The sequence below is a fragment of the Pseudodonghicola xiamenensis DSM 18339 genome (assembly GCF_000429365.1).
GTDB classification, from domain to species: domain Bacteria; phylum Pseudomonadota; class Alphaproteobacteria; order Rhodobacterales; family Rhodobacteraceae; genus Pseudodonghicola; species Pseudodonghicola xiamenensis.
This window is the reverse complement of record NZ_AUBS01000018.1, coordinates 15,978-41,442: the sequence shown is the minus strand read 5'-3', so window position 1 is coordinate 41,442 and position 25,465 is coordinate 15,978. Positions and strand designations below refer to the sequence as shown.

General features: G+C 63.9%; 20 protein-coding genes. 6 read left to right on the top strand and 14 right to left on the bottom strand.

Translation table 11 applies throughout. The features are described from left to right. Positions 1–214 precede the first annotated feature (214 nt). The 4 genes from G455_RS0114725 to G455_RS0114710 all read left to right on the top strand — a co-directional run bounded on the left by G455_RS0114725 (position 215) and on the right by G455_RS0114710 (position 5,231). Positions 215–1,750: a flavin monoamine oxidase family protein gene (locus G455_RS0114725; protein WP_229861798.1), complete on the top strand. Its 1,536-nt coding sequence runs from the start codon at positions 215–217 to the stop codon at positions 1,748–1,750. Between the two features lie 265 nt (positions 1,751–2,015). Next, a complete protein-coding gene (locus tag G455_RS0114720) occupies positions 2,016–2,267 on the top strand; it encodes a helix-turn-helix domain-containing protein (RefSeq protein WP_028094401.1) in 252 nt (83 codons plus the stop codon). After that, on the top strand, positions 2,267–3,580 hold the full coding sequence (locus tag G455_RS0114715; protein ID WP_028094400.1) for a type II toxin-antitoxin system HipA family toxin: 1,314 nt from the start codon (positions 2,267–2,269) through the stop codon (positions 3,578–3,580). The genes G455_RS0114720 and G455_RS0114715 overlap by 1 nt, the downstream gene beginning before the upstream one ends. Positions 3,581–3,974: 394 nt before the next feature. After that, positions 3,975–5,231 carry a D-amino acid dehydrogenase gene (locus G455_RS0114710; protein WP_028094399.1) on the top strand — a complete coding sequence of 419 codons (1,257 nt, stop codon included), beginning with the start codon at positions 3,975–3,977 and terminating at the stop codon, positions 5,229–5,231. A gap of 70 nt (positions 5,232–5,301) precedes the next feature. Here the strand turns inward: G455_RS0114710 and G455_RS0114705 are convergent, their stop codons facing one another. The 9 genes from G455_RS0114705 to G455_RS0114665 all read right to left on the bottom strand — a co-directional run bounded on the left by G455_RS0114705 (position 5,302) and on the right by G455_RS0114665 (position 17,022). Further along, a complete protein-coding gene (locus tag G455_RS0114705) occupies positions 5,302–6,135 on the bottom strand; it encodes an aldo/keto reductase (RefSeq protein WP_035366827.1) in 834 nt (277 codons plus the stop codon). Positions 6,136–6,198: 63 nt separating this feature from the next. Further along, positions 6,199–7,638, bottom strand: coding sequence for an NAD-dependent succinate-semialdehyde dehydrogenase (locus G455_RS0114700; RefSeq protein WP_028094397.1), 1,440 nt, complete (start codon positions 7,636–7,638; stop codon positions 6,199–6,201). Between the two features lies 1 nt (position 7,639). After that, positions 7,640–8,686: a tartrate dehydrogenase gene (locus tag G455_RS0114695; RefSeq protein WP_028094396.1), complete on the bottom strand. Its 1,047-nt coding sequence runs from the start codon at positions 8,684–8,686 to the stop codon at positions 7,640–7,642. Positions 8,687–8,705: 19 nt separating this feature from the next. Continuing rightward, positions 8,706–10,169, bottom strand: a complete 1,464-nt coding sequence (locus G455_RS0114690; protein ID WP_028094395.1) for an aldehyde dehydrogenase family protein — start codon at positions 10,167–10,169, stop codon at positions 8,706–8,708. A gap of 127 nt (positions 10,170–10,296) precedes the next feature. Then, positions 10,297–11,673: an FAD/NAD(P)-dependent oxidoreductase gene (locus tag G455_RS0114685; protein WP_028094394.1), complete on the bottom strand. Its 1,377-nt coding sequence runs from the start codon at positions 11,671–11,673 to the stop codon at positions 10,297–10,299. Continuing rightward, positions 11,670–11,993, bottom strand: a complete 324-nt coding sequence (locus G455_RS0114680; protein ID WP_028094393.1) for a (2Fe-2S)-binding protein — start codon at positions 11,991–11,993, stop codon at positions 11,670–11,672. The genes G455_RS0114685 and G455_RS0114680 overlap by 4 nt, the downstream gene beginning before the upstream one ends. After that, complete coding sequence (locus G455_RS0114675; protein ID WP_028094392.1) at positions 11,990–13,975, bottom strand: hydantoinase B/oxoprolinase family protein; 1,986 nt, start codon at positions 13,973–13,975, stop codon at positions 11,990–11,992. The genes G455_RS0114680 and G455_RS0114675 overlap by 4 nt, the downstream gene beginning before the upstream one ends. A gap of 5 nt (positions 13,976–13,980) precedes the next feature. Beyond that, positions 13,981–16,047 carry a hydantoinase/oxoprolinase family protein gene (locus G455_RS0114670; RefSeq protein WP_028094391.1) on the bottom strand — a complete coding sequence of 689 codons (2,067 nt, stop codon included), beginning with the start codon at positions 16,045–16,047 and terminating at the stop codon, positions 13,981–13,983. 90 nt (positions 16,048–16,137) lie between these two features. Then, positions 16,138–17,022: a LysR family transcriptional regulator gene (locus G455_RS0114665; protein ID WP_028094390.1), complete on the bottom strand. Its 885-nt coding sequence runs from the start codon at positions 17,020–17,022 to the stop codon at positions 16,138–16,140. A gap of 109 nt (positions 17,023–17,131) precedes the next feature. On the opposite strand from G455_RS0114665, the gene G455_RS0114660 reads away from it, so the two are divergent. Then, positions 17,132–18,241, top strand: a complete 1,110-nt coding sequence (locus G455_RS0114660; RefSeq protein ID WP_028094389.1) for an NAD(P)/FAD-dependent oxidoreductase — start codon at positions 17,132–17,134, stop codon at positions 18,239–18,241. 2 nt (positions 18,242–18,243) lie between these two features. Here G455_RS0114660 and G455_RS0114655 read toward each other — a convergent pair whose 3' ends face one another. After that, positions 18,244–19,569, bottom strand: coding sequence for an NAD(P)/FAD-dependent oxidoreductase (locus tag G455_RS0114655; protein WP_028094388.1), 1,326 nt, complete (start codon positions 19,567–19,569; stop codon positions 18,244–18,246). A 163-nt stretch (positions 19,570–19,732) separates the two neighbouring features. Between G455_RS0114655 and G455_RS0114650 the strand changes: the two genes are divergently transcribed. After that, positions 19,733–20,227 carry an Lrp/AsnC family transcriptional regulator gene (locus G455_RS0114650; RefSeq protein WP_028094387.1) on the top strand — a complete coding sequence of 165 codons (495 nt, stop codon included), beginning with the start codon at positions 19,733–19,735 and terminating at the stop codon, positions 20,225–20,227. Between the two features lie 58 nt (positions 20,228–20,285). Here the strand turns inward: G455_RS0114650 and G455_RS0114645 are convergent, their stop codons facing one another. From G455_RS0114645 to G455_RS0114630, 4 genes are all read right to left on the bottom strand, one after another. Further along, a complete protein-coding gene (locus tag G455_RS0114645; RefSeq protein WP_035366826.1) occupies positions 20,286–21,950 on the bottom strand; it encodes an ABC transporter ATP-binding protein in 1,665 nt (554 codons plus the stop codon). After that, positions 21,950–22,807, bottom strand: a complete 858-nt coding sequence (locus G455_RS0114640; protein WP_035366824.1) for an ABC transporter permease — start codon at positions 22,805–22,807, stop codon at positions 21,950–21,952. Before G455_RS0114640 ends, G455_RS0114645 begins: the two co-directional genes overlap by 1 nt. Further along, the gene (locus tag G455_RS0114635) at positions 22,807–23,766 is read right to left on the bottom strand and encodes an ABC transporter permease (RefSeq protein WP_028094384.1); all 960 of its coding nucleotides are present in this window, start codon (positions 23,764–23,766) and stop codon (positions 22,807–22,809) included. Before G455_RS0114635 ends, G455_RS0114640 begins: the two co-directional genes overlap by 1 nt. A 73-nt stretch (positions 23,767–23,839) precedes the next feature. Beyond that, entirely contained in the window at positions 23,840–25,453 is a 1,614-nt protein-coding gene (locus G455_RS0114630) for an ABC transporter substrate-binding protein (RefSeq protein ID WP_028094383.1), read from the bottom strand. Between the last annotated feature and the right edge of the window lie 12 nt (positions 25,454–25,465).

The following is a 25,465-nucleotide window of genomic DNA, read 5'->3' as shown; positions in this document are numbered from 1 at the left end:
ACTGCGACTTTCGCGATTTGTAGGTCCGGTCCGACTGAGTCGTCCGGTTCGATGGCACCGTCTCATCCCGGATAGAAATCCCAGTTTTTTCGAACAGGCCGTAACAATGAATGATCTCTCCGCCTTCGGGCCCGACTTCCCTTTTTCCTATGATCAATGGCTGGTCCATGATGCAGGTCTAGGTTCGATTCCGAAAAGTCGCCATGGGGAACGCGTGGCCATTATCGGGGCCGGCGCGGCCGGAATCACCGCCGGGCACGAGCTGATGAAACTGGGCCTGCGCCCGATCCTTTATGAATCGGGCAAGTTCGGTGGGCGCCTGCGATCGGAAACTTTCGAAAGCACCGAAGACGTGATCGCCGAACTGGGCGGGATGCGGTTTCCGATCTCGTCGCGTGCCTTTTATCACTATGTCGACCTTGTCGGCTGCGAAAGCGCACCCTTTCCCAACCCCTTGACCGAGGCAGCAGGATCCACCGTCATTGATCTGGAAGGGGAAACGCTGTTTGCTCGAACCCTTGCCGATCTGCCCGATCTCTATCGCGAAGTGGCCGAGGCCTATGACGCAGCGCTGGAAGAGGGCGCGCGGTTTTCCGACCTGCAGGCAGCGATGAAGGCCCGTGATGCCAAGCGGGTCAAGGAAATCTGGGATCCCCTGGTTGCCGCCTGGGACGAACGAACCTTCTATGATTTCGTCACCTCATCGAAAGCCTTCGGCGAACTGTCTTTCCGCCACCGCGAAGTTTTCGGCCAGGTCGGCTTCGGCACCGGCGGCTGGGACAGCGATTTCCCGAACTCCATGCTGGAAATCCTGCGCGTGAACCTTTGCGGGCTGGACGACAACCAGCGGTTCATCAAGGGCGGGGTGGAATCCGTCCTGCACCGGCTGTGGCGGCAGACCGCTGAGTGTGCCCATTGGCCCGAAGGCACCACCCTGGCCGGGCTCAACGGCGGCGCCACCCGCGCCCGTGCAGTCAAGATCGCCCGCGATCCCTCGGGTGCGATCGCCGTGACCGATTGCTGGGGGCGTACCGATCTTTACGACGCGGTGCTGGTGACCTGCCAAAGCCACCTGCTGACCACCTCGATCGAAACGGACGAGGACCTGTTCGCCCAGCCGCTCTGGATGGCGCTGGACCGCACCCGCTACATGCAGGCGGCCAAGACCTTCGTCATGGTCGACCGTCCGTTCTGGAACGACATCAACCCGGAGACCGGTCGGCCGCTGTTGTCGATGACGCTGACCGACCGGATCACCCGGGGGACCTATTTCTTCGACAACGGCCCGGACAAGCCGGCAGTGATCTGCCTGTCCTACAGCTGGATGACCGATGCGCTGAAGGTGCTGCCGCACGGGGCGGAAAAACGGGTGGAGCTGGCCTTGTCGGCGCTGCGCCAGACCTATCCCGACGTGGATATCGCCAGCCACATCCGTGGCAATCCGATCTGTGTGAGCTGGGAGGCGGACGAAAACTTCCTCGGCGCCTTCAAGGGGGCGTTGCCGGGGCATTATCGCTATAATCACCGCATGTACGGGCATTTCATGCAGGACGATCTCCCGGCAGCACAAAAGGGGATCTTCCTGGCCGGCGACGGCATCAGCTGGACCCCGGCCTGGGTCGAAGGGGCGATGCAGACGGCGCTGAATGCGGTCTGGGGGATCATGCATCATTTCGGCGGGGCTTCGGACCCGGCAAACCCCGGCCCGGGGGATGTCTATGCCGATCTGGGCCCCGTCACCTTGGATTGATCCCGTCTGTCTCCGACACCGTCGGGATCGAATACTGACCGACAGTTTCCCGGGCCGTTCCGGAACGGCCCGGGCTCCTTTGACAATAGTAACGAAGAACCCGGGCACCGGCTCTCTGGTGATACGATCATCCGGGCAGGGATGATGATCCATAGATCATATTTCGACTTTATGATCTGCGGATACTATTTCGATTTTATGATTGCCTGATCATATTGACAGGAAATGATCCGACGATCATATTTTCGGGGAAAGGATCGTCACGATGGATCAGATCGCCCGCAGCACCAAGGATATCGGCAACGTCCTGCGCAATGCGCGCAAGGCGCAGGGTCTGACCCAGGACGAGCTGGCAAGCCGCGCCGGGGTCTGGCAGCGCACGATTTCACATATCGAAACCAATGCCAGCGGGGCCAAGCTGGATACCCTCTTCGATCTTCTGGCCGCGCTCGATCTCGAACTTCACATCACCCCGCGCAGCAAGCTGACGCCCTCGGATCTCGAGGATATCTTCTGATGGGGCGCAAGCGCAGCTATGCGCCGCTGGATGTCTATATGAACCGCCGCAAGGTGGGGCAGTTCCTTCGCGAGCCGGGTGGGGCATTCGCCTTTTCCTATGCCCCCGACTGGCTGGGGTGGGAAAACAGGCTGCCGGTGTCGCGCTCCTTGCCGCTGCGTCCCGAACGCTATGTCGGGCGCCCCGTCATTGCGGTGTTCGACAACCTGCTGCCCGACAATGACGATATTCGAAGACGGGTGGCCGAACGCGTCGGTGCCGAGGGGTTGGACGCCTACAGCCTGCTTGCGCGGATCGGACGGGACTGCGTTGGCGCGCTGCAATTTCTGCCCGAAGGCGATGTACCTGCGCCCGGCGATGCGCTGACGGGCGATCCGCTGGACGACGATCAGATCGCTGCCATGCTGAAAGATCTGGGGCGCGCCCCGCTGGGCATCCGACGCGATCGCGATTTCAGGATCTCGGTCGCGGGCGCGCAGGAAAAGACCGCGCTGTTGTTTCATAACGGTCAGTGGATCGAACCGACAGGGACGACGCCGACAACGCACATCCTGAAACCCACGATCGGCACCCTGCCCAATGGGATGGATCTGACCGACAGTGTCGATAACGAACATTTCTGTCTGCGGCTCATGGCCGGGTTCGGCCTGCCGGTCGCCCGGACCGAGATCGCCAGTTTTGCCGGCACCAGAGCGTTGGTCATCGAACGGTTTGACCGGCTGCACACCCGGGACCACCGCCTGATCCGCTTGCCGCAAGAAGATTGCTGTCAGGCGTTGTCCGTTCCCCCCATGCTGAAATACCAAAACGAGGGCGGCCCCGGTATCGTCGAGATCAGCGCGCTTTTGCAGGCCAGCGACGAGCCATTGCGCGACCGCGCCAATTTCTTCAAGGCGGTGGTTCTATTCTGGCTGATCGGGGCGACGGACGGGCATGCCAAGAACTTCAGCATTGCCCTGATGCCCGGCGGGCGGTTCACCATGACACCGCTTTATGACGTGCTGAGCGTGCAACCCTCTCTCGATGCCGGACAGCTTCAGATCAAGGACATGAAGCTAGCGATGCGGGCGGGGAAGAACCGGCATTACAAGGTCGCGGATATCTCGGGCCGGCATTTTGTCGAAACCGGATTGGATGCGGGGCTCTCGCGGGACGCGATCCGGCAAATCTTTGACGACATCCGCAGCCATTCGAAAATGGCATTCGCCACGGCCCAGAACGACATGCCGGCGGATTTCCCCGCTGCCTTGTCGGCATCGGTCGAACGCGGGTTCTTTCAGCGACTGGACCGACTTAAGACTATTCCGCATTAGAGCGCAGCGGCTTTTACATATCGGATTTAGTCACATAATGAGAATTATGTGATCTTTAGGCCGCATCCCTCTGGCTGATCCCGATGAAGCCGGCATCTCGAGTCGGGGAACCAGCTCGAAACCCGAGCACGATTCGGCTTCATACTCGAAGACTATCCCGACAAAATGGATCTAGACGACCGTATCGTGCACAATTTCGCGCAACACAAAAATAATCGACCATTTATTGCATGCGATTCTGAGTATCTTCGGAGGATACCCTGCGAAGGGCCATGACACAGGTTTCCGACGATTACCGCACCGGGGCTGACACCTGTGATCTGATCCTCTCGCGACCCTGTTTCAAACACGATTGCCGGACGCTGTGGATGGCGGGCCGGTATGGAGATGCAGCATGAAGATCGTCATCCTGGGCGCTGGTGTGGTCGGTGTCACCTCGGCTTGGTATCTGGCCAAGGCGGGCCATGAAGTCACGGTTCTGGACCGGCAGCCGGGGCCGGCGCTGGAGACCAGTTTCGCCAATGCAGGCGAAATCTCTCCCGGCTATGCCTCGCCCTGGGCGGCGCCCGGCATCCCGCAGAAGGCGGTGAAATGGATGTTCATGAAACATGCGCCGTTGATCATCCGCCCGATGGCCGATGCCACCACCTGGCGCTGGATGATGGAGATGCTGCGCAACTGCACCTCGGCGCGCTATGCGGTGAACAAGGGGCGGATGGTGCGTCTGGCCGAATACAGCCGCGATTGCCTGATCGCGCTGCGCGAGGAAACCGGCATCGCCTATGACAACCGCAGCCAGGGCACGCTTGAGGTGTTCCGCAACCAAAAGCAGCTCGATGCCATCGGCAAGGATGTCGAAGTGCTGAAGGCGGACGGCGTGCCTTATGAAATCCTCGACGCCAAGGGCTGCGCGGCGGTGGAACCCGCTCTGGCCCGGGTGCAGGGCAAGCTGGTCGGCGGGCTGCGGTTGCCGCATGACGAAACCGGCGACTGCTTCAAATTCACCAATGCCCTGCGCGAAAAGGCCGAGGCGCTTGGCGTCGACTTCCGTTTCGGCACCGATATCCGGGCCCTGCGCATGGAAGCCGGACGGGTGGCCGGGGTCGACACCGCACAGGGCCTCGTCGTTGCAGATCATTATGTGCTGGCGCTTGGCAGCTATTCTCCCGCGATGCTGAAACCGCTGGGGCTGCGTGCGCCGATCTATCCGGTAAAGGGCTATTCGCTGACGGTTCCGATCAAGGATTACGACCGTGCGCCGGTCTCCACCGTGATGGACGAGGCCTATAAGGTGGCGATCACCCGTCTGGGCGATCGGATCCGCATCGGCGGCATGGCCGAGATCGCCGGCTTCAGCACCGATCTGCCACCCGCTCGCCGTGCCACGCTGGAACTGTCGGTCGAAGATCTGTTCGGCGGTGCCGGCGACCAGACCCAGGCCACCTTCTGGAGCGGCCTGCGCCCGATGACCCCCGACAGCACGCCGATCATCGGGGGCACGAAATTCGACAACCTGTCACTGAACACCGGCCATGGCACGCTGGGCTGGACCATGGCCTGCGGTTCCGCCCGCGTGCTGGCCGACATGATCAGCCGCAACCAGCCTGAAATCCGGACCGACGATCTGGCGATCAGCCGCTACGCCGCCTGATCCAGAAAACATAAAGGCCGCGGGCAAGCACACCCGCGGCCATTCAACCGCCCCCAGGGATCGGCCCGACCTATTCCCAGCTCGTCACCCAATCCGGGTTGTAGAGCCGACCATCCCGGGCGTTCAGGGCAAACAACCTCGCCATTTCCCGCTCTGACAGCTCAAAGTCCTGCAAGGCGATGTTTTCCCGGATCCGTTCGGGGCTGCTGGAGCGCGGGATCGCCACAACCCCCTGTTGCAAATGCCAGCGTAGCATGATCTGCGCCGGGCTTTTCCCGTGGGTCGCGGCAATGTCAGCGATCACCGGATCGGCCAGCAGATGGCCACTGCCGATCGGAGAATAGGCGATAAAGGCCATCCCGTTGCGCCGGCAGGTCTCGATCAATGCCGATTGATCAAGACGGGGGTGATATTCGCATTGATTGGCCACCAGCGGCCGGTCCGCCAGGGCAATCGCCTGCTCCATCAACCGCGCCGGAAAATTCGACACTCCGATATGGCGGGCATAGCCGCGTCGTGCCGCCTCGCATAGCGCCTCGATGGTTTCACTCAGCGGCACATCCGGGCTCGGCCAGTGGATCAACAGCAGATCGACCTGATCCACCCTCAGCCGCTCCAGGCTGGCCTCGGCCGAGGCCAGCAGCGCCGGTGCCGCCAGATCAGTGTACCAGACTTTGGTGGTCAGAAAATAGCTGTCGCGCCTGAGGCCAGTGGCCGCCAGCGCCCTGCCCAGATCGGCCTCGTTCTCATAGCGTGGGGCGGTGTCGAAGTGCCGATATCCCGCTTCTGCCGCCGCCTCGACCGCACGGGCCAGCACATCGCCGTGCAATTGCCAGGTGCCAAGGCCGATCTGCGGAATCTGCGCACCATGGGCCGGAACGGATGGAAGCTTGGCAGCGCTCATCTGCATGTCTCCTGTCAGCCCGGCAAGTTCGGGCGCGCGAGAGGTCCCGCGCGCCCGATGCTATCAATCCAGCCCGCCGAAATGAAAGGCCTTGGTTTCAAGATATTCCTCGATCCCTTCCTGCGCGCCCTCACGCCCGAGGCCGGAGGATTTGACGCCACCGAAAGGTGCCTCAGCATGAGAGACCGCCCCGGTGTTGAGCCCGACAAGACCAACCTCCAGCGCTTCGCCGAAGCGGAAGGCGCGGGCCATGTTGGTGGTATAGAAATAGGCCGCGAGCCCGAAGGGCGTGCCGTTGGCGATGGCCAGGGCCTCTTCCTCGGTCTCGAACTTGAAGATCGGAGCGACCGGGCCGAAAGTCTCTTCCGAGGCCAGCCGCATCTCGGTCGTTGCGCCGGTCAGCACCACCGGATCGGCATATTGCTCGGTCAGGTTGCGGGCGACGGTGGCCCGTTCGGCCCCCTTCGACAATGCGTCCTCGATATGGGTAGTGATCTTGGCAATCGCAGCGGCGTTGATCATCGGGCCGATGGTGGTGTCGGCCTCGGTGCCCGGACCGACACGCAGCGCGTCGACCTTCGCGGCCAGCGCGGCGACAAAGGCATCATGAATGCCCGATTGCACCAGAATACGGTTGGCACAGACGCAGGTCTGGCCGCCGTTGCGGAACTTCGACACCATCGCGCCTTCGACAGCCGCGTCCAGATCGGCGTCGTCGAAGACGATGAAGGGCGCGTTCCCCCCCAGTTCCAGCGACATCTTCTTCAGTGTCGGCGCGCATTGTTCGGCCAGCAGCGCCCCCACGCGGGTGGAGCCGGTAAAGCTGAGCTTGCGCACTGTCGGCGAGGCGGTGAGCGTGGCCCCAATCACCTCGGGCCGGCCGGTCAGAATGTTCAGCACGCCTTTCGGAATACCGGCCCGTTCCGCCAGAACGCCCAGAGCTAGCGCCGAATAGGGGGTGAAATCCGACGGCTTGATCACCATGGTGCAACCGGCGGCCAGGCCCGGCGCCACCTTGCGGGTGATCATCGCATTGGGAAAGTTCCACGGCGTGATGATCGCGCAGACGCCGACCGGCTCTTTCATCGCGAAAATCTTCTTGCCCTTCACCGGCGAAGGAATGATGTGCCCGTTGATCCGGCGGGCTTCCTCGGCGAACCAGCGCACGAAGGAGGCGCCATAGAGGATCTCTCCCTTGGCCTCGGCCAGCGGCTTTCCCTGTTCGGCGGTCAGAATCTGCGCCAGATCATCGGCATGTTCCAGCATCAGGTCGTACCAGGCCATCAACAGATCGGCGCGTTCCGCATGGGTGCGCGCCTTCCAGCCCACCATCGCCGTCTCAGCCGCGGCAATCGCCGCCTCGGTTTCGGCGGCGGTGCAATCGGGCATCGTGCCCAGCACGGTAGAAGTGGCGGGGTTGATCACATCCATATCCGCGCGCGCGATCCAATCGCCGTCGATCAGCGCGGCTTCGCGGAAAAGTTCCTTGTCGGTCAGTTGCATCTTACTTCTCCAGCGCGGCCTTGATTGCCGCAGTAATCTCGTCAGTGGTGCTCTTGCCCGGGCGCGTGCCGATGCCCTGGGCGGTGACGGCCTCGATCGCGGCAAGCACGGCGGCAGCAGCCTCCCCTTCGCCCAGGTGCTCCAGCATCATCGCGCCGGACCAGATCGCGGCAATCGGGTTGGCGATGTTCTTGCCGGCAATATCCGGAGCAGACCCATGCACCGGTTCGAACATCGAGGGCCCCGAACGATCGGGACAGATGTTGGCCGAGGCCGCGAAGCCCAGCCCGCCTTGGATCGCGGCCCCCAAATCGGTGAGGATATCGCCGAAGAGGTTCGAAGCGACGATCACATCAAGACTTTCGGGCGCCATCACCATCTTTGCCGCCATCGCGTCGATATGCATGTGGCTGACGGTGACGTCGGGATACTCGGCGGCGATCTCCTTCGTCACCTCGTCCCAGAATACCATCGAATATTTCTGCGCGTTCGACTTGGTGACCGAAGTCAGGTGCCCCCGCCGGGCCCGCGCCTGTTCAAAGCCGAAACGGATGATCCGCTCCACCCCCTTGCGGGTGAAGATCGCGACTTCGGTGGCAACTTCGTTATCCTTGCCCTGATGCACGCGGCCACCGGCGCCGGAGTATTCGCCTTCGGTGTTCTCGCGGATGCAGAGGATATCGAAGCCTTCCGCTTTCAACGGCCCCTCGACACCCGGCAGAAGCCGGTGCGGCCGGATGTTGGCATATTGGTTGAAGGCCTTGCGGATCGGCAACAATAGCCCATGGAGCGACACCGAATCCGGCACCGTCGCCGGCCAGCCGACCGCACCCAAGTAGATCGCGTCGAAACCACCGAGCGTTTCGATCCCGTCTTCGGGCATCATCGCGCCAGTCTGCAGATAGTATTCGCAAGACCAGGGGAAGGTCTCGGTTTCCAGCGCAAAGCCGAATTGGGTGCCGGCCGCGGCCAGCACTTCCATCGTCGCGTCGGTGACATCCACGCCGATCCCGTCGCCGGGGATCAGGGCAAGTTTATGGGTTTTCATGCGGGGCTCCTTGGGGCGTTCAAAGGTCGATCAGAACGGATTTTGTCCGGCGATTGGCAAGAAAGGCCTCACGACCCAGATCCTTGCCCAGCCCGCTCGACTTCCAGCCACCGGTCGGCAGGATATGATCGAGCGACCGACCGTAACGGTTGACCCAGACAGTGCCGGCCTGCAGCGCTCCGATCATCCGCATGGTGCGCGACAGATCGCGGCTGTGCAGACCGGCGCAGAGGCCATAGGTCGGATGACTGGCCAGGGCGATGGCCTCTTCCTCGGTCCCGAAGGTCTGGAAGGTGGCGACAGGGCCGAAGATCTCTTCGGTCACTGCCGGGTTTGTTTCGGTCACGCCGGCGATCAGCGTCGGCTGATAATAACTGCCCTGGCGGTCGAAACGGGTGCCGCCGCAGATCAATTCTGCCCCTTGCTCCCGGGCGGCGCGCACGATGCCGTCGATCCGGTTGAGCTGCCGCTCCGAAATGATCGGAGAGAATCCCGCCGGATCGTCCCAGGTGGCTGCGGGGCGCTCCGCCGCGAAACGTGCGGTCAGCTTTTCCATCAGCGCGTCGGCAATCTCGCGCTGAACGATCATGCGCGACCCGGCAACGCAGAATTGGCCCGCGTTCGGCAGGATGCCGCGCGCCAGACAATCGGCGGCGCGATCCAGATCGGCATCGGCAAAGACCACCTGCGGGCTCTTGCCGCCCAATTCCAGCGTCATCGGTTTGATATCGTGACGTGCGATGTTTTCCATGATCGCGCTGCCGGCCCGGGTGGAGCCGGTGAACGAAACCTTGTCAATGCCCGGATGGCCGGTGATCGCGTTGCCGGTCACCGGGCCATCGCCCAGAACGATATTGATCAGCCCCGCCGGAATGCCCGCCTTGACCGAAAGTTCGGCCATGTAGAGGGTTGAGAAAGGCGTCATCTCCGACGGTTTCAGCACCACCGCATTGCCAGCGGCCAACGCCGGCCCAAACTTCCAGCCCGCCATGGAGATCGGGAAATTCCACGGTGTGATCGCGCCGATCACCCCATAGGGCTCGGCGGCGATGAACCCGACAGATCCCGCCCCCGTGGGCACCAGATCGCCCCCTTCCTTGTCGGCAAATTCGGCAAAGAAGCGGATCTGCTCGGCGGTGACACGGATATCGCCCTCAATGACCTGGCGGATGGGCCGCGACGAACAGATCGCCTCGAGCTGCGCCAACCGGGGCGCTTCTGCTTCGATCAGATCGGCCCAGGCGTGCAGCGCCTTGAGCCGCGCACGCGGCTGCCAGCCGGCCCAGCCCGAGGCCTTCAGCGCCTCTCGGGCGGCACGGACCGCGCGGTCGACCATTTCGGCATCGGCGCAGGGGATCGCCGCCAGCACCCGCCCGTCAGAGGGCGCCTGCACTTCGATCGCCGCCGGCCCCTCGACATAGGCGCCGGCGATGAAGTGGCCGGTCGGAAGCGTGACGGTTTCGGGCGCGAAGGCAAGGGTCATATCGTTATCCTTGAGAAGGAGAGTGTTGGGAAGTATGCCCCAGCACGGCAAACGAAGCTGCCGTATCGCCGTGCTGGGCAGCACAAAGCACTGTCTGCCCCGTCGCAGGGGCAGAAGATTTTGCCGGTCATTGGCCGGTTTCGTCGCAATAGGCCCCCGCCGGGACCGGACGCGCCGGTGCCTGTCCTCTGAGCCGTCCAGCCGCCTGCGGCGACTGCCCTGCCCCCGCCGCGATCAGCTCGGCCCCGGCCAATTGGCAGTAGCGGCCCTGGCAGCGGCCCATGCCGACCCGGGCCAGAGACTTGACCCGGTTGGCCTCGGCCCCACCAAGCACCGCCCCGGCGCGCAGATCGGCAGCGGTGATACCTTCGCAGCGGCAGATTATGCTGTCGTCTGGCAAGGCCCGGACCATCTGCGCCGGCCAGGGAAAGCCGCGGGCCAGCCCCCGGGCAAACCGTTCCATCCGGGCGCGGCTGCGCAGCTCCCCCCGCGGATCGGGCGCTGGCAGGCCGAGATCCTGCAGACAGGCGATGGCCGCCAAACGCCCGGCAATCTCGGCCCCATCGGCACCGAGGATGCGCAGCCCGTCACCGGCCAGATAGCGCCCCTGGCCTGCCCGCCCCATGGCATCGGCACGCGGCAGCCATTGCGCCCAAACTTCTGAATAATCGAAGACAATTCCGGCAAGATCAGCAAGGTGCGTCTCGGCCCTCAGGTGCCAGCCCAACCCGACCATGTCGCAGGGGGTACGCCGCGGCCGCCCCCGCCTGTCGCACCAATGGATCGCCACCGGGCCGGTCGCGTCGGTCTCGATCCGCTCCAGCGTGACGCCGGAATGATAAAGCCGGCCGAGCCGCGCCCGCATGGTGACGCCCCGCAGGGCAACTGCCGGCCGCGCCAGCATCCCCGGCAGGCCGCGCATCTGGGTTGTCAGGGACGATGTGTCCAGAACAGCAGCCAGCCCCGCCCCGGCTTTTCGCAACTGATAGGCCAGAAGGGTCAGCAAGGGACCCGACCCTGCCAGCACGATCTGCTGCCCCAGCGCCACCCCCTGCGCCTTGAGCGCAATCTGCGCCGCGCCCAGGGTATAGACCCCAGCCGACTGCCAGCCCGGCACCGGCGCGACCCGGTCCATCGCCCCGGTCGCCAATAGTAGCCTGTCATAGGGCACCTGCCGGATCCGCCCCTCGTTCAGCACCTGCGCCACCCCGTCCGACAAAGCCACGACCGAGGCCCGGGGCAGATAGTCCAGCGCATCCGCTGCAACCAGCGCGTCGAAGGCTCCATGCAGGGCCCGCGCCTTCGCCGCCTCCGATCCGTAGAGCGTTTCGGGCGACCGAGTGAAACCTTTGGGCGGGCGGCGATAGATCTGCCCGCCGGCCCGGGCGCCTTCATCCACGACAATGGGCCTGAGCCCGGCGGCACAGAGGGTTCCGGCGGCCCTGATACCGGCAGGGCCAGCACCGACGATCAGCACCCGCGCACCTTGGCTAGTTTGGCTCATGCCTCGCTCTCCTCTGGCCAAGGCGCAGGCGGGCGGCTCAGCAGCCGCATGCCCTCGGCAATCGGGGTGGAGCAGGCACGAAAGCGCGGCCCGGTCTCGGGCCAGACCCAACAATCCTGACAGGCGCCCATCAGGCAGAAGCCGGCCCGATCCTCCGGGCCGAATTCAGAAGGGCGCAGGGCCCGTGCCGACAGCAGGATCGCCGTCAGTACGGTATCCCCCTTGAGTGCGCGCAGCTCTTCGCCATCGAACCAGAAGCGAACCGGCGCGCGGGCGGTCTCGGCCAGGCGGACGACGCGTCCCTGCGCGCCGCCGATCATTCGGCGGCCTCGGCGACCGGTGCCGGGCGCGGCAGTTCGGGGAACCGCGCGCAGGTCTCGGCAAAGGCTGCCTCGACACCCGCGGCGCCGGTGCGGTCGCCGATCCGGCGGAAGATCTCGGTCTTGGTGAAGAACCGCCAGTGGATCGGCAGCGCCGTGAGAATATCGGTCAGCCGATCATAGGCGGCAGCGGTCCACTGCGCCTCGTACCCATCGCGTTCGGGCCCATAGTGGAAATGCCCTTCGGGATGCGCGGCCTTGGCACGCAACGCGTGCGTCGCAGCCTCGTCCACCAGACCGTCGCGGATCACCACACCATAGTCGCGTTCCGCCGAAGCGAGCGAGACATGGCCGCGCGCCACATCCTGCGCCACCCGCCAGGGCTCGCGCTCCATCGGGTTGCCGCGCCCGCCACCGCCAGCGGACCGGATGTCCAGTACATCGCCCGGTTGCAGCACGGCAGTGTCGATATTGCCCAGCCGGCGTTCCTCGGCCGTGCCGGGGTTCACCACCATATCCGACAGGCCGGCCGCCTTGCCGCCCAGCGTGCCCCAGGGCCGGAAGAACGACCGATCGCGGTTGCGCGCGGTGATCCGGCTGTCGGGCGCGAAGACGCGAAAGGCCATCTGCGTCGCCAACCCACCTCGCCAACGGCCGGGGCCGCCAGAATCCTGCGCCAACCCGTATTTGACGAATTCCACCGGCACCTCGGTCTCGGTGATCTCGATCGGGGTGTTCTTGAGGTATGCCGCATCGGCCCCCGACCCGTTGGTACCATCGCGATGCGGCATGCCGCCGCCGCCCCCAACCACCGGGTTCACCGCCGCGATCACCGTCTTCTGGGTGCGTTCGTTGCGGGTCATCACGTTGACGATGCAATTGTTGCCTGCCGGCGCTGCGGGCATCCGGTCGGGCACCGCCTGGCTGAAGGCGCCGAAGATCACCGACCGCAGCCGCGCGCAGGTCAAGGACCGCATCCCCACAGCCGCCGGCGCCACCGGATTCAATACCGTGCCCTCGGGCGCGATGCAGGTGAAGGGCCGCGTCAGCCCGGTGTTGAGCAGAATCTTCGGGTTCAGCGTGTAGAGCACGTAATAAATGCCGACGAGCAGGATCGTATGCCGCGGGTCGCCGCCCGAAGGCACGTTGAGCGAACTGGCAAGCTGCGGGTCAGAGCCGGTGAAATCCAGAATGGCCTCATCCCCGCTGATCCGCAGCGTCAGTTTCAACCGGCAGGGATTGGCGTTGTCGCTGTCCTCGTCGGCATAATCGGCAAACACCCATTCGCCGTCCGGGATCGCCCGCAGGATATCGCGCGCCTGCGCCTCGGCCTGGTCGAGCAGCGCCGCGACGCCCGAGACAAAGCCCTGTTTACCGAAGCGGTCGACCATGGCGAGCACCTTGCGTTCGCCGGTATTGAGCGCGCCGACCAGCGCCTTGATATCACCGATGTTCAGTTCCGGCTTGCGGACATTGGTGGTCATGATCCGCAGGATCTGCTCATCGAACACCCCTTCGTTCACCAGCTTCATCGGCGGAAAGCGAATGCCTTCCTGATGGATCTCGGTCAGCGAGCGTGACAGCGACGCCGGCACCGCGCCGCCCATGTCGGTATTGTGGATATGGCCACCGGTCCAGGCGACGATATCGTCGCCGACAAAGACCGGCTTCCACAGGTGGGTGTCGGGCGCGTGGGTGGCAACATGGCCGGAATAGGGATCATTGGTAAACGCCACATCGCCGGGCCTGTAATCCCCGATCATGTCGATCGCCCGGCCATAGGTCAGCCCGGGATACCAGGTCGCGCCCAGATCCATCGGCACGGCAAAGGTATCACCGGCCCGATCCATCAGCATGACGGTGAAATCCTGCGTCTCCTTGACGAAGGCGGAATGGGCGGTGCGGTGCAGCGTATGGGCCATGTTCTCGGCCGCTGCCCGGGCGTGGTTGGCCAGAACCTGCAGGGTCATTTTGTCAAACATGGGGCTCACTCCGCAAAGCTCAGGTGGATATTCAGGTGGCGGTCGATCTGCGCTTCGGTCCCGGCGGGGATGGCGAAGGTGGTATCCTCCTGCACCACGACGGCAGGCCCTTCGAACCGCGCCCCGCTGGTCAGGGAGGTCCGGTCATAAAGCGCGATCTCCTGCGGGCTGCCCAGATAGATGGGCACCTGGCGCAATGCCTGGGCCCGACCGCCGGTTTCCTCCGCCTCGGGCATGTCCAGCGCAGGACCCGCGCCAATGGCTGAAAGCCGCAGGTTCACAACCTCGATCCGGCCTGCCGGGTCGTCGAAATCATAGATTCGGCGGTGCGTTTCATGGAAGGCACGCTCGATCTCGGCCCTGTCCGACAGCCAATCTGGCTGCAATTCCACCTCGATCTCGAAGCTTTGCCCGGCATAGCGCATATCCGCCGAAAGCTTCAGCTCCGCCGCGCCCGCATGTCCCTGCACCCGCAACCAGGCCGCCCCCTCCTCGGCCAGGGCCTCGAATCCCTGGCGCAAAGAGGAAAGCGCCGCATCATCGAGATCGGCATAGATCGTGCGGATGAAATCGCCGCGCAGATCGGCCACCAACCCGCCAAGCGCCGAGACCACGCCGGGACGGCGCGGGGCCATCACCTTGGCCAGCCCCAGCTCCCGGGCCAGGAAGGCGCCCAGCATCGGGCCGCCACCGCCGAAGGGCATCAGGGTGAATTCGCGCAGATCGACACCTGCGCGCGAGGCAAGCTTTTCGACCTCGACAAACATCTCGGAGACCGCGATATCCAGGATCGCCTGCGCGGTTTCCTCAAGGCCCCGGCCAAGCTGTTCGGCCAGGACGCCCACGGCCTGGCGGGCCAGATCGACATCCATCGAAAGCTGGCCATAGGCCATGGCGGTATGGCCCAGCCAACCGCAGACCGCCATCGCATCGGTCACCGTCGCCCGGGTGCCGCCACGGCCATAGCAGGCCGGCCCGGGATTGGAACCCGCCGATTCCGGCCCGACCCGCAGCACGCCCTGCGCATCGACGCTGGCGATAGACCCACCGCCGATGCCGATCGAACTGACCGAGACCGAAGGGATATAGAGCGGGAACTCCCCGATCAGCTCACCGGTGCCATATTGTGCCTGACCGTCGACGATCAGCGCGAAATCGGCCGAAGTGCCGCCGATATCCAGCGTCAGGATCTTTGTTTCCCCCGCCTGCCGCGCCAGCCAGGCTGCACCGATCACCCCCGAGGCAGTGCCAGACAACAGCATGGACACACAATCGCGCCGGCCTTCGGCTGCATTCATCAACCCGCCGTTCGATTTGGTCAGCATGGCGCGCGCCGGCACCCCCTGTCCAGCAAGCCGCGCCTCCAACGCCTCCAGATAGCCGGAGACACGCGGATGCACATACCCGTTCAGGATTGCGGTCGAGGTACGTTCATATTCGCGGATAACCGGCCAGACCTCGGCCGAGGTGAAAACGAAAAGATCCGGGGCAAGGCGCTCGATCTCGGCCTTTACCGCGGCCTCCTGCGCCCCGTCGCGCCAGCTGTGCAGGAAGGACACGATCACACCCTGCAACCCCTGGGCGCGAATCCGCGCCACAGCCTCGGCAAGCGTCGTCAGGTCGGGGGCCGTGGTCTCGGTGCCATCCGCACGCAGCCGGGCCGGGATGCCGAAGATCCGGTCGCGCGGAATCAGCGGATCTGGGCGGTGGCAAAACAGGGAATACATGTCCGGCATCCTGAGCCGAGCCAATTCGATCACATCCTCGAAACCGGCGTTGGTGATCAACGCCAGATCCGCGCCTTTGCGCTGGATGATGGTATTGATGCCCACCGTGGTGCCATGCACGAAACGGCTGACCGTGGTGGGATCAAGCCCCTCGCGCTCGGCCAGCAACTGCAAGCCCGTCAACAGCTCCGCCCCGGGATCGTCCGGCGTTGTCAGCACCTTGAGCGAAGCGACGCGGCCAGAGGTGGTTTCCAGCGCGCAGAAATCCATGAAGGTGCCGCCGATATCAACGCCGATCTTCCAATCGGCAGTGGCGCCCTTGTCCCGTTGCGGGGTCGCGTCCATGATCTGTCCTTTCCAGAGCCTTTGGCGCCAAGCTCTCAGAAAGCGAAACGGCGGTCCAAGACGCATCCCGACACGGGCTATAAGTCCCGCCTATAGCCCTTTGGCACAGAGACTGCGGATCTGGTCACGCATCAGATCTTCTGCCCGCGACAGCACCTTACCCTTCAAGGTCAGCAGCGACAAAGGCAGCTCGGGAGCCCCGGCCAGTGGCCGGACCTGCACCCCGGCGAACTGCTCCCAGGGCAGCAGATCGTCCACCACGGCAATCCCCAGCCCGGCCTGCACGAAGGCCACGGCGGAAATCGAGGAATCAATTTCGATTTCAGGGGCGAAGGCCTGCCCCTGCGCTCGGGCGGCGAGGGCCAGCTCCTCCTGCGGTCGGGTGTTGCCGCGATAGGAAATCACCGTGCGCGGCGCGAGATCGGCAAAGGAAATCTCCACGCTCCCGGTCAGCGCATCCCCTTCGGGCAGGATGCAGCAAAACCCGGTATGGCCTAACGTTTCCACCTCGATATCCGGGGGCAGGCGATCGTCCAACGCCAGCGCCAGCGCGGCGTCGCCGGCGCGCAGCATCGCAATCATGGATTGTAGCGGCGCGACATGGGACCGAAGCTGGATGTCCGGGTGACGTGCCCGAAACTCTGCCAGCACCTGCGGCACCAGTGCCATCGCCGGCGGGGTGGAGGCCGCCAGACGCACCAGCCCGGCCCGGCCCAGCCGCAGATCCGAGGTCTTGCGTTGCAAACCCTCCAGCCCGGCGAACAGCCGTTCAGCCTCGGGATAAAGCTCCAGTGCCTCCGGCGTGGGATAGAGCCGCCCCTTTTCCCGGTTGAACAGCGCAAAGCCCAAATCATCCTCGGTATGGATCAGGATCTGGCTCAACGCGGGTTGCGAGATATTCAGCATTCGGGCCGCACCGGTCACGGTTCCGGCACGCATCACGGCGGTGAAGACTTCAAGCTGGCGGGCGCGCATCCTGCCTCCATAGGTTCGACTTATGGTTCCACACATTTCCGGTCTTTGACAGCCCAGACTGCCGCTGTTTGACTTGGCGGCATCTGAACAAGCAGGCGAGGAAAGCCGGATGGATGTGATCGTTCTGGGCGGTGGGCTGATGGGGACGGCCTCGGCCTTCTTTCTGGCCCGCCGCGGTGCCCGGGTGACGCTGATCGAACGCAACCGCATCGGCACCGGGGCCACCATCGCCAGTTTCGGCAATATCCGCCGTACCGGCCGCTATCTGCCGCAAATGCCTCTGGCACACCGGTCGCGCGCCCTTTGGGGGCAGGCGCAGGAGCTGCTGGGCCGTGACGTGGAATTCCGTGCCACCGGTCATATCCGGCTGATCTTCGATCACGACAGCCTGGCCGACATGCGCGCCTTTCAAGGCGCCGCCCGTCCCTGGGGGCTGGAGATTGACGAGCTGACGCCGCCAGAGATCCGCCGTCGCTTTCCCGGCCTCGGCCCCGGCGCCATCGCGGCCAGCTTTTCGCCGCACGACGGCTCTGGCAACCCCAGGCTGATCGCCCCGGCCTTCGCCGAGGCCGCCACGCGTCTGGGCGTGCGGATCGTCGAAGAAACCGAAGTTGACATCCGCCATGGCGATGGCGGTTTCACTGTCGAAACCCGCGAGGGTCAGATCGGGGCAGAGCGGCTGTTGAATTGCGCCGGGGCCTGGGGCGGGAGGATTGCGGAACACTTCGGTGAACCCGTCCCGATCACGGCCTTCGGCCCACAGATGGGCGTGACCGAGCCCCTGCCCCACCGTATCTTGCCTGTGGTCGGCATCTGGACGCGGGAGAAGAACGGTAGCGCCTATCTGCGGCAGGTGGAGCGCGGAAATATCGTCTTCGGCGGCGGTGCGGAACGGGTGCCGGTAGCGCTCGATCCCGGGCATGCCCGGATCGACCCGGTCCGGACTCCGGTGCAGATGCGCGCGCTGTTGCGGCTGGTGCCGGCGCTTGCCAACGTGGCGGTGATCCGCACCTGGTCCGGCTGCGAAGGCTATGTGCAGGACATGCTGCCGGTGATGGGCGCATCGGCCACCACGCCCGGGCTGTTTCACGCCTTCGGCTTCTGCGGCCATGGCTTTCAATTGGGCCCCGGCGTCGGCGACGCCATAGCCGAATTGATCACCACCGGCACCTGCGAAACCCCGCTCGACGATTTCCGCATCGACCGATTCGCCGCATGAATTCAGAATTTTGCGACCTTGCCCCACTGGCTTTCCCTGAACCGTGCAAGACGGTATTGCGCGACCTCGGTCAGCGGCGCGCGCCCCAACGCCAGATCGGCCACCAGGTGACCAACCCCCGGCCCGATGCCAAACCCGTGCCCCGACAGGCCGGCGGCCAGGATCAGCCCGTCGACGCCGGTGTCGGTGTCGATCACCGGCACCCCGTCGGGGGTGGAATCGATATAGCCCGCCCAGGCCGCCTGCACCGGGATGTTGCGCAGCGCCGGCAACAGGGCGCGCGCGGCCCGCAGGGTTTCGTCGATCAGCCGGCGCGAGGGGCGCGGATCGAGAATGCGCATGCGCTCCATCGGCGTTTCGCGATCCAGCGCCCAATGGGCGCGGGACTCGAAGCCGGCATGCCAAGCCTGCAGCCCACCCGGGCGCAGGGCACGCCAGCGTTTGGCGAACATCGGCAGGAAATGCTTCGCACCGAACAACGCACCGGGAGTCGGGTCAAGATGCCCGCGCCCGGAGATCGCGAGGGTATGGCCGCCATCGCCGCGCAGGGTGGAGGACACCGCGGCAGTATGCAGCGCCGGCGGCAACCCCTCGGCACCGGGCGCCACCGACAGGATCGAGCTGCGCACCGCAGCCTGCGGAAAGGCGATCCCCAGTTGATGCATGAAACTGCCGGCCCAGGCACCGCCCGCCATCACCACCTGCCGGGTGGCGATCACGCCCCGTTCGGTGACCACGCCCGAGACCGCGCCGCCGCTGCACTCGATCCCGCGCGCAGCACAATTCTGCACCACCTGGCCACCGTGCTTGATCACGCCCTTGGCGATCAGCGGTGCGGCGCGCGATGGATCGGCAATCCCGTCGGTCGGAGACCAGACGCCACCCAGCCAGTTCTGCCCCGTGGCGGCGCCGCGTTCACCGGCCTCTGCGGCACTCAGCATCCGGGTATCGATTCCCTCCCCCCGGGCGAAACGGCCCCAAGCGGCCCAGCCATCAAGTTCGGCGGGATCATTGGACAGATAGAGCAGCCCACAACGGCGAAACCCCAGATCCTCGCCGATATCGGCGGTCATCTCGTCCCAGAGCGCGAGGCTCTTGGTCGACAGTGGCAATTCCCGCGCATCGCGGTTCTGCTGTCGGCACCACCCCCAGTTGCGGCTGGATTGTTCCGCGCCCACCAGGCCTTTTTCCAGCAAAACGACCGACTTGCCCGCCCGCGCCAGCCAATAGGCCGCGCTTACCCCGACGATCCCGGCCCCGATCACCACACAGTCGGCGGCGGCTGGAAGCGTGGTCTGGGTCGGGATTTGCATCAAGGGTGCGGACATCGGAGTCTCCTGTCGTTTAACGCAGATTATCCGGGTCTGTTCAGCCGCATCTGCCGGATGCCGATGCCAAGCCGGCATTTTCTGTTAAATGCAGTTGACAGGGCGGGGTTGCTGATTTTTCTGACGGGCCACGCTGCGCGATATGCGCGGGAAGGAAAGCACCATGAATAATCGCCTCAAACTCGACCGGATCGACCTCAAGATCCTGGCAGAACTGCAACAAAACGGTCGGATCACCAACGTGGAGCTGGCCGAACGGGTGAACCTGTCACCCTCGCCCTGCCTCATGCGCGTGAAAAAGTTGCAAAAGGCAGGATATATCACTGGCTACACCGGCCAGATCGACGTGGCGAAACTGGGCGAAACGCTGACGGTCTTCACCGAATTCACCCTCAAGAACCATCGCCAGATTGATTTCGCCCGATTTCAGGAGGCGGTCGAAAAGATCGACAGCTGCGTCGAGTGCCACCTGATTTCTGGCGGCTACGACTATCTGGTGAAATTCGTGACCTCGGGAATCGTCGATTACCAGAACATCATCGAAGGGCTGAACGACCGTGATATCGGCATCGACAAATATTTCAGCTTCGTCGTGATCAAGACGCCTTTCGTCAAGAATCAGCTGCCGCTGACCCGGCTTTTCGCCGATCGCATCTGAAAGGGCGCGACATCGCTGTCACGCCCTTGAGCCATGTTCCGCCAGAACAGAGTCCAGCCTAACGATCCGAGAAGGCCGCCACCAGTTCGGGATCCTGCTCCAGCCCCGCCAGCCAGCCGGTATCGAGCTGTGGCACTGACGAGATCAGCAACCGGGAATAGCCATGGCTGGCATCGCGCGACATCTGCGCCGCCGGTAGGGCCTCCACCACCTCTCCCTTGTACATCACCAGAACATCGTCGCAGATCGACTCGACCGTCGACAGATCGTGGCTGATGAACAGGTAGCTCAGGTTCAGCTCGCGCTGAAGTTCCTTCAGCAGATCGAGAATCGCCGCCGCCACCACGGTATCGAGCGCCGAGGTGATCTCGTCGCAGAGGATCAGCTCAGGTTCAGCAGCCAGCGCCCGGGCCAGGTTGATCCGTTGCTTCTGCCCCCCGGAGAGCTCTCCCGGCAGGCGATGGCGCAACGCCGCCGGCAAGCGCACCATGTCCAGCAGTTCGATCACCCGCGCCTCGCGTTGCCGGCTGTTCATTCCATGATAGAAGTACAACGGTCGGCCGAGGATCTTCTCGATCGACTGCGCCGGGTTCAGGGCGGTGTCGGCAAGCTGAAAGACCATCTGCGCCCGCCGCAGATCGTCTTTCGACCGATCCGCCAAAGACAGATGCTGTTCGCGACCGTCAAACAGGATATTGCCCCGATAGGCCGGTACGATCCCCGCAATCGCGCGGGCCAGGGTTGATTTGCCCGATCCGGATTCCCCGATCACCCCCAGATTGCGGCCGCGCTGCAGCTTGAAATTCACATCCTTGAGGATCTTGAGCTGAGGTTCGCCGTTGCGCACCGGACCATAGCCGGCATACAGATGCTGAATCTCGAGGATCGGCCGTTCGTGCGGACGATGTTCGATCTGGGCCAGTTCATGCGGCACCGGTTCGAACGCCGCCAGCAGCTCTTGCGTATAGGGATGGGCCGGCGCGTCGAGGATCTGCTGCGTCGTGCCGACCTCCTGAATTTCACCGCCCTTCAGCACGATGATCCGATCAGCGATCTGGGCAACGACGGCCAGATCGTGACTGACATAGACCCCGGCCATGCCGCCCTTTTCCATCACCGATTTGAACGCGCGCAGCACCTCGATCTGGGTGGTCACGTCAAGCGCGGTGGTCGGTTCATCGAAGATCACCAGTTGCGGATCCCCGATCAGCGCCATGGCCGCCGACAGCCGTTGCAACTGGCCACCGGAGACTTGGTGCGGATAGCGGTGGCCGATGGTCTCGGGATCCGGCAGCGCCAGGGCGCGGAACAGCTCCACCGCCTTCTTCTCGGCCTCGGGTCGCGGCATCAGCTTGTGGATCGCGGAAATCTCGATCACCTGCTGCATGATCCGCTGGCTCGGGTTGAAGGCGGCGGCGGCCGATTGCGGCACATAGGATACCGCCGTGCCGCGCAGCCCGCTGCGGGCGCGTTCGTCCATGGCGGTGATGTCGTCATCACCCAGCCGGATCGTGCCACCGGTGATTTCACAACCGGTGCGGGTATGGCCCATCAGCGACAGGGCGATCGTGGTCTTGCCCGATCCGGATTCACCAATCAGCGCGACGATCTCACCGGGGGCGATGTCGAAATCGACACCCTTGATGATCTTCACCTTGCGGCCGGCGTCGGTGGTGGCGCCGATGGTCAGACCGCGAACGGAAACGAGGGGGGCTGCAGTCATCATTCGCTCCTGTCGCGGATCTTGGTGGGAAGGTTGTCGATGAACATGTTCACCGAGATGGTCAGAGAGGCGATGGCGATCGAAGGGAAGACCACCGCCGGCGCGCCAAGCGACAGACCTTCGATATTCTCACGCACCAACGCGCCCCAATCGGCATTCGGCGGTTGCACCCCGAGCCCCAGGAACGACAACCCCGAAAGCACCAGCACGATGAAGACGAAGCGCAGCCCGAGATCGGCCAGCACCGGCCCGAGGATATTGGGAAAGATCTCCTGCAAGATCAGATAGGGCGTCCGTTCGCCCCGCGCGCGGGCAACGGTGACGAAGTCCATCGTGTTGACGTTCACCGCCAGGGCGCGGGCAAAGCGATAGGAACCGGGCAGATAGATTGCCGCAAGCGTCAGGACCAGAACCGGGATCGAAGAGCCCACGGCAGCCACGACCACCAGACCGAACAGCAGCGAGGGAATGCCATTGAACGCGTCCAGCAGCCGCGACAGGCCAGTGTCGAACCAGCCGCCCGCGACAGCCGCGACCATGCCGAGGATCACGCCGCCGGTGCAGGCCAGCGTCACCGAGGCCAGCGAGATGCCGACGGTATAGCGCGCGCCCATGATGATCCGGGACAGGATATCGCGGCCCAGATAATCGGTCCCCATCCAGAACTTATCGCTCATCGGACCGAAATAATCCCAATCGACGATCTCACCGACCGGATAGGGCGTAAGCCAGGGTCCGAAGATCGCGACGGCCCCCCAGAACAGGATGATCATCAGGCCGATCCGGCCGACCCAGTTGAAGGAATAGCCCAGATTGCGCGGCGTCGGCAGGCGGAGGGAGAGGGATTTCTCGGACATCAGTGGCGCAGCCTCGGGTTGGCAAGAATGGCGATCATGTCCGCCAGCGTGATCAGCGACAGATAGCTGATGCAGAAGATCATCGCGCAGGACTGGATCAATGGCAGATCGCGGGTGGAAACAGCATCGACCATCAGCTTGGCGACACCGGGGTAGTTGAAGATGGTCTCGACGATGATCACGCCACCGACCAGATAGCTCAGCGACAGGGCCACAGCATTGGCAATGGGGCCGAGCGCGTTGGGCAGGGCGTGCCGCAGCACCATGCGCGACCGCGAGGCGCCCTTGAGCAGGGCCATTTCGACGTAAGGGGTGTTGATCGTCTCGATCACCGCGGCACGGGTCATCCGGATCATCTGCGCCGAGACCACGAAACCAAGGGTGATCACCGGCATCGCATAGGCCTTGAGCATCGCCGACCAGGAGCCGACATCGGCGCCATAGCTCAGCGCCGGCAGCCAGCCGAGCCAGACCGCGAAGATCAGGACCGCCAGCGTCGCCACCATGAATTCAGGCACCGAGATCACCGAGATGGTCAGGACCGACACCAGCCGATCGAAGATCGAACCGCGCCACATCGCCGCTCCGATGCCGAGGCTGAGAGCGATCGGCACTGCAAACAGCGTCGTCACACCGGCGAGTTTCAGCGAATTCGCCAGTCGTCCGCTGATCAGATCGGCCACCGGCATGTTGTTCACATAGGATGTTCCCAGATCGCCAGAGGCCAGCCCCACGAACCAGTGCAAAAAGCGGTAGATACCCGGCTGGTTCAGTCCCATTGCCTCGCGCAGACCGGCCACGGCCTCGGGTGTTGCCGCCTGCCCCAGCAGAATTTCTGCCACATCCCCGGGCAAAAGTTCGGTTGCGAAAAACACCGCGAAGGAGACGATGACCAAAGTGATCAGCGCAACCCCCAGTCGCTGGGCGATCAGGAAATATGGGGTAAGCGAAGCGGGCAAATGTGGCACCTCCTTGTGAGCGAACGGATCCGCGAGGGCCATCGCCCCCGCGGATCGCTTTTTTGGTCACGGATCAGGCGTTCAGCCAGACGTATTCGGCGAAAGCATACCCCATCATGCCGCCAAGCGGGTTCGGTTTCAGCCCGCCCAGCTTCGAGGAGATCGCATCCACGTTCGAGATATAGGCCGGAATGATGGTGCCGGCTTCGTTGGCGACCATCTCCTGCATGTCCCAATAGATCGCGGTGCGCTTTTCCTCGTCCAGGGCGCCACGGGCCTCGACCATCATCTTGTCGAACTTTTCGGATTTGTACTGGCTTTCGTTCCACGGCGCATCGGATGCGTAGAGGAGAGAGAACAGGATATCCGGGGTCGGACGCGGGTTGATGTTGCCGAAGTGGATCGGCGCCTTCAGCCAGTAGTTCGACCAGTAGCCATCGGACGGCACGCGCTGCACATCGAGCTTCATGCCGATCTGGGTTCCGGCCTGCTGCACGATCATCGCCATATCAACCGAAGAGGTGGCGGCGTCGGAGGCGACGACCGGGATCGACTGGCCCAAGAGACCGGCCTTGTCGAACAGGCTCTTGGCGCGCTCGGGGTCGTAGTCCTTCGGCTTCAGGTTCGGGTTGTGATAGCGGCTCGCCGCCGAGACCGGCTGATCGTTGCCGATTTCGGCCAGACCGCGCAGCACCGACTTCTGGATCGCCTCACGGTTGACCAGATACTTCATCCCTTCGATGAACCCGGCCTTGTCGCCCGGGTTCATGTCGAGACGAATGTTCAGGTTAGAATAGTTGCCCGAGGTGGTGACCGAGGTCTTCACCGAGGACTGGCCGTCCAGCATCCGCAGCGACCGCGGATTGACCGAGGCGGCAAGCTGGATGTCATTCGACAACAGCGCATTGACGCGGGCGTTGTTGTCGGTGATCGCGAAGAATTCGAAGCTGTCCAGATAGGGACCTTCGGCTTTGAAATAATTCGGGTTCTTCACTGCAACCGATTTCACGCCGGGTTCGAACACCTCGCAGATGAAGGCACCGGTGCCGTTCGGCTTGGAGAAATCCGTGGTCCCATCGGCGATGATCATGAAGTGATGCAGCGCCAGGATGGTCGGCAGGTCGGCGTTGGCGGCTGCCAGAACGATCTTCACCGTCAGATCGTCCACCTTGGAAATCTCGGTCATCTGCTTGGCGATCGAGTTGACCTTGGAGCCGACGCCCTCGTCCAGGTGACGCTTGAGCGAATAGACCACATCGTCGGCGCTCAGCGTTTTGCCGTCGTGGAACAGAACGCCCGACTTCAGCTTCACCTCCCAGGTCTGCGCGTCGTCAGAAGACACGCTGTCGGCCAGTTCCATCTGTACCTGGCCGGCCTCGTCAAGGAAGGTCAGGCGGTTGTAGAAGGCACAGCACCGGACATAGTCGGTCGACAGCGAAGCCTTGGCCGGATCGAGCGTATCAGCGGTGGAAGAGGACCAGCCTGCGGCCTTCATGTTGCCGCCGAAGACCGGCGCCGCGGCCACGGCCTGATCCGCCCGCAGCAGCAACGAGCCGCCGGCTACCGCACCGATGCCCGAAGCCATCAGCATCTTCAGCAACTCCCGGCGTGACGCGCCGCGACGAATCGCCTGTTCGACCATCGCATCGTCGCGACCGGTCCAGTTGGTGGGGGTCTTATTTGTCATTGGTGCTTCTTC

Excerpts from the sequence above, each read along its gene's own strand:
- G455_RS0114705 (WP_035366827.1), bottom strand. The coding sequence starts at position 6,135 with ATGAGCGCTGCCAAGCTTCCATCCGTTCCGGCCCATGGTGCGCAGATT.
- G455_RS0114660 (WP_028094389.1), top strand. The coding sequence starts at position 17,132 with ATGGATGTGATCGTTCTGGGCGGTGGGCTGATGGGGACGGCCTCGGCC.
- G455_RS0114675 (WP_028094392.1), bottom strand. The coding sequence starts at position 13,975 with ATGTTTGACAAAATGACCCTGCAGGTTCTGGCCAACCACGCCCGGGCA.
- G455_RS0114665 (WP_028094390.1), bottom strand. The coding sequence starts at position 17,022 with ATGCGCGCCCGCCAGCTTGAAGTCTTCACCGCCGTGATGCGTGCCGGA.
- G455_RS0114695 (WP_028094396.1), bottom strand. The coding sequence starts at position 8,686 with ATGAAAACCCATAAACTTGCCCTGATCCCCGGCGACGGGATCGGCGTG.
- G455_RS0114710 (WP_028094399.1), top strand. The coding sequence starts at position 3,975 with ATGAAGATCGTCATCCTGGGCGCTGGTGTGGTCGGTGTCACCTCGGCT.
- G455_RS0114650 (WP_028094387.1), top strand. The coding sequence starts at position 19,733 with ATGAATAATCGCCTCAAACTCGACCGGATCGACCTCAAGATCCTGGCA.
- G455_RS0114685 (WP_028094394.1), bottom strand. The coding sequence starts at position 11,673 with ATGAGCCAAACTAGCCAAGGTGCGCGGGTGCTGATCGTCGGTGCTGGC.
- G455_RS0114715 (WP_028094400.1), top strand. The coding sequence starts at position 2,267 with ATGGGGCGCAAGCGCAGCTATGCGCCGCTGGATGTCTATATGAACCGC.
- G455_RS0114690 (WP_028094395.1), bottom strand. The coding sequence starts at position 10,169 with ATGACCCTTGCCTTCGCGCCCGAAACCGTCACGCTTCCGACCGGCCAC.
- G455_RS0114630 (WP_028094383.1), bottom strand. The coding sequence starts at position 25,453 with ATGACAAATAAGACCCCCACCAACTGGACCGGTCGCGACGATGCGATG.
- G455_RS0114700 (WP_028094397.1), bottom strand. The coding sequence starts at position 7,638 with ATGCAACTGACCGACAAGGAACTTTTCCGCGAAGCCGCGCTGATCGAC.
- G455_RS0114640 (WP_035366824.1), bottom strand. The coding sequence starts at position 22,807 with ATGTCCGAGAAATCCCTCTCCCTCCGCCTGCCGACGCCGCGCAATCTG.
- G455_RS0114645 (WP_035366826.1), bottom strand. The coding sequence starts at position 21,950 with ATGACTGCAGCCCCCCTCGTTTCCGTTCGCGGTCTGACCATCGGCGCC.
- G455_RS0114670 (WP_028094391.1), bottom strand. The coding sequence starts at position 16,047 with ATGGACGCGACCCCGCAACGGGACAAGGGCGCCACTGCCGATTGGAAG.
- G455_RS0114680 (WP_028094393.1), bottom strand. The coding sequence starts at position 11,993 with ATGATCGGCGGCGCGCAGGGACGCGTCGTCCGCCTGGCCGAGACCGCC.
- G455_RS0114720 (WP_028094401.1), top strand. The coding sequence starts at position 2,016 with ATGGATCAGATCGCCCGCAGCACCAAGGATATCGGCAACGTCCTGCGC.
- G455_RS0114655 (WP_028094388.1), bottom strand. The coding sequence starts at position 19,569 with ATGTCCGCACCCTTGATGCAAATCCCGACCCAGACCACGCTTCCAGCC.